This is a genomic window from Cupriavidus sp. CuC1, from assembly GCF_044627735.1.
Classification (GTDB): Bacteria; Pseudomonadota; Gammaproteobacteria; order Burkholderiales; family Burkholderiaceae; genus Cupriavidus; species Cupriavidus ulmosensis.
In genome coordinates this window covers 1-3378 of sequence record NZ_JBIUHC010000322.1, presented here as the reverse complement: position 1 = coordinate 3378, position 3378 = coordinate 1, and the positions used below count along the sequence as shown (strand labels likewise).

Annotated in this window: 3 protein-coding genes; all 3 read right to left on the bottom strand. The window is 61.0% G+C overall.

Annotation, left to right across the window (positions count from 1 at the left end):
- Positions 1-13 precede the first annotated feature (13 nt).
- Positions 14-2131, bottom strand: coding sequence for a recombinase family protein (locus tag ACGLHR_RS51090; protein WP_400103683.1), 2118 nt, complete (start codon positions 2129-2131; stop codon positions 14-16).
- A 286-nt stretch (positions 2132-2417) separates the two neighbouring features.
- Positions 2418-2846 carry a transposase gene (locus ACGLHR_RS51085; RefSeq protein ID WP_400103681.1) on the bottom strand — a complete coding sequence of 143 codons (429 nt, stop codon included), beginning with the start codon at positions 2844-2846 and terminating at the stop codon, positions 2418-2420.
- A 221-nt stretch (positions 2847-3067) separates the two neighbouring features.
- Positions 3068-3378, bottom strand: a 311-nt coding sequence (locus ACGLHR_RS51080; RefSeq protein WP_400103679.1) for a DUF5372 family protein, incomplete at its 5' end; no start/stop codon positions are given.

The following is a 3378-nucleotide window of genomic DNA, read 5'->3' as shown; positions in this document are numbered from 1 at the left end:
CAACTATCTCGTTTCATACTACATCTCCTTCTGTTGAAGTGGAGGATTTTGATTCCGTTGTAACGGGCACCGCCGCGGCACGGTCAATGAGGCGGTCCCATCGGCTGCTGTGCTTCACCGGCGGGCTCGACGTGGGGACTTCGTATAGGTACGCATGGTCGTTGTAGGCGTGTCTCATAACGAGACCGTGGTTCACCCACCTGATGAGCGTTTCCACATGGATTCCGAGGCGCGCCGCGGCCTCCGGCTTCGTCAACATGCCGCGGTCCCGCAGTCGGTCGAAGCGGCAACGGAGTCCGTTTCGTTGCGCGAGATACGAGACGCGCAGCGCAGTGAATCTGAGGTCAGCCTTGCCTGGCCGGACGGAACCGCCAGGGCGGATACACTGTTCGTTGAGGATGTCCGCGATCTGGGAGCATGTGTGGCTGTCGAGAAGCTTGTCGATAAGCTCCAGGACCTCCGGCCGGGTCTTGACCTGTTGCGCGGAGGATTTGGGGTTCTGTGCCGTCAGGGTCTCTGTCTTGCCGCCCTTGAAGCGGACGTGGATCGTGGTGGTGCCTTCCGCCGGGAGTTTGATCAGCGTGACGTCCTCGATGACATGGGCGAGGAGCCGTTTGCGCTCGCGGTTCGGTAGTCTCTGATCACGCCAGAGCGTTTTGAAGTCGGTCGTCATGGCGACGAGCCGATCGCGGATTGCATCGTCGAGAGCAAGCCGGTCCTCCTGCCGGCCGCGCTCCCTTTCCTCCCGGGCCTGAGCTAATGTGCGCAGCTTGTCGTTCCATTCGCGTTCGAGGGTATCCGCGACCAGACGGTTATTCGGATCGACCAGCATAAATCGCCGCTGCGCGAGATCTGCTTCGAATTGAGCGCGTTCGATCGCACGCAGGCGAAGCCGATCGGCCTCGTCGTACCGGGCCTCGATTTCTCTTCGAATCTCGAGCGCCAACTCGATTGCGGCGGGCGTCATCATGGCGGTGACCAATTCACCGACCGCTTCGTCGATGGGTCCGCCCGCAATCGACTGGCAGCACGGTTCACCACGCGTGCCTTGCGCGCGATCGCAGACATACCACGCCTCCTGTCGCCCGCGCCGCGTTGCATACCGGAGACGGAAGTGTCTACCGCAAAGCCCGCAGACCACGCGCCCCTGCAACAGGGCCGCGCCCTCTCGCGGCGGTGACGCTCGCGCGACTTCATATCCGCGACCGTTGGATTCGAGAACCTTGAGATTCTGCTGAAACTGTTCCCAGGCGATGTAGCCGGGATGGGCGTCCGGAATGCAAGCGAGCCAGTCATCGCGCTCGCGCTTTCGAGGCACATGCTTCCCGTCAGCGGTTCGCCGATAGTGCCGTCGGCCGTAGACGTAGGCGCCCGCATAGCGCGGATTGTTCAGCGTGCGGAGGGCGGTCGACGCAGTGAGCGGCTGGAAAGTGATCAGTTCCTCGTTGCGCATGCGGGATGGAAACCGAAGACCTTCATTCCGGAACACTTTCACTGTCTGGCTCGCAGAGCCTACCCGTGAGAACGTCTCGAAGAAATAGGCAATTATCTCCCTGACCTGCGAGTCTGGGTCGAGCACGACGTTGCCGAGCTCGTCGTACACGAAGCCAGTCGGGAGTGTGCAGCGATACTCGCCGCGGCGCACTTTATTCAAGATCCCGCCGCGCAGTCGGGCTTTGAGGACATGGAGTTCGGCCTCGCTCATCGTTCCCTTCAGGCCGAGCAAGAGCCGGTCGTTGAAGCTGGCCGGATCGTATACGCCATCCTCGTCGAGAATCAGCGTATCGGCGAGGGCGCAGATCTCCAACAGGCGATGCCAGTCGGCATTGTTCCGTGCCAGGCGGGACACCTCCAGACCCATGACGATGCCTGCGCGCCCCATGCCGACGTCTGTGACCAGTCGTTGAAATCCCTCGCGCCAGGACGCCGATGCGCCGGACTCCCCTTGGTCGCTATCAATGACAATGATCTGTTCGTCGCGCCAGCCGAGCGCGGTCGCACGGCCGCGAAGGGCGTATTGCCGCTTCGTGCTCTCGACGTTCTCGATGACCTGTCGCATCGACGACTGCCGGACGTAGAGATAAGCGCCCCGTTCGAGGTGGTAGGGTTGAACTTTGACAGATGCATTCATGGTGTTCTCCGGTCATTGTTCCTCATGGCCATTCTTGCGAGCGCGTAAATAATGGCCCGACGCTCAAAGGGCTCGGCTGGTGTCGGAGAGCGGGCCGGGATCGGCTGCAGCCGGGTGGTTCCCGCGGCCAGCATGCGCACCCACCCCCACATGCCTCGCTGGAGAAAGACGACCAGGCCGCTGCGGGCGTCTGGAGGCAGGGCCTCGCCAAGCATGACCGAGCGCAACGTCTCGTACTGCGCGACGATTGCGGACGACAGCGCCGACGGGCTCGCCTCGGCCCTGTTTATCTCGGAGTTTTTTTTCCGCCGATTGCACGCTCAATCGTTCTCGGATGCACGTCGAGGCCAAACTCCTTCTGAATCAGCTTCGCCAGTTCGCGTGCCCGGATCGGCTCGCCGGGAGAAAGCTGCGCCATGAGAAACGCCAGCACGTCGCTCTGAATCTTGTGTGGGCCGCGGGGCCCCCGCTTCTTGGGCACCAGCCCCGCAACACCGCCTTCTTCGAAGTCCGCCCTGGCCTGATAGAAGGTCGGTCGTGAGATGCCATATTCCTCAGACACTTCCGTCACCGACGCCTTCTCGATAGAGGCGCGGCGCAGCATCTCGTACTTCACCTGTACGGCATCGCGCGGATCGAAGAATCCACCCTCCTGAAACTTCGGATCGTGGACCTTATCCGGCGCCGGATTCAGGGTGCCGTCTTCGGCGAGCATGTTGGCCTTCGAGTGCTTGCGGTCGTTACTTGCGGGCACATTCAACTCCAGAGTCGTGTGTAATAAAATTATGCCGCTAGTAGTATCTTGTCAAGACAAGATGTGCTGGCTCTTTCCACGGAAGAACCTATCAATTTGGTTGCGGATCGCTGGTTCCCGCCAATTTGCGGCATCAATTACTTTACACAAGCGGCATAATTCGTCTTACATTCGACCAGGGTCTATGATCGGCTGCGTAGGCGCGTCACAAGGTCGGCGAGGGTCATCAAGTCCGCAACCCTGAAGAGCGCACGTCCTTGCCCCATGACGACTTCAGGATCCGGCGCGGCAATGTCGGTCCATTCCGGAGGAACGGAGCAAACGGTTCTGTCGTCGACGCGCAGCAAGAGACGCTTGCCGGAGCGGTTATAGCGTTCGCCAACACAGACGAGCTGCCGGCCGCTGAACGGATGGAAAGGATGGGTTATGAGGACAAGCTGCGTCGAAGCGGCGGGAAGGTCTGCATTCCGAGGTGAGTTACAAGCGCCTGGAG

Excerpts from the sequence above, each read along its gene's own strand:
- ACGLHR_RS51090 (WP_400103683.1), bottom strand. The coding sequence starts at position 2,131 with ATGAATGCATCTGTCAAAGTTCAACCCTACCACCTCGAACGGGGCGCT.
- ACGLHR_RS51085 (WP_400103681.1), bottom strand. The coding sequence starts at position 2,846 with ATGCTCGCCGAAGACGGCACCCTGAATCCGGCGCCGGATAAGGTCCAC.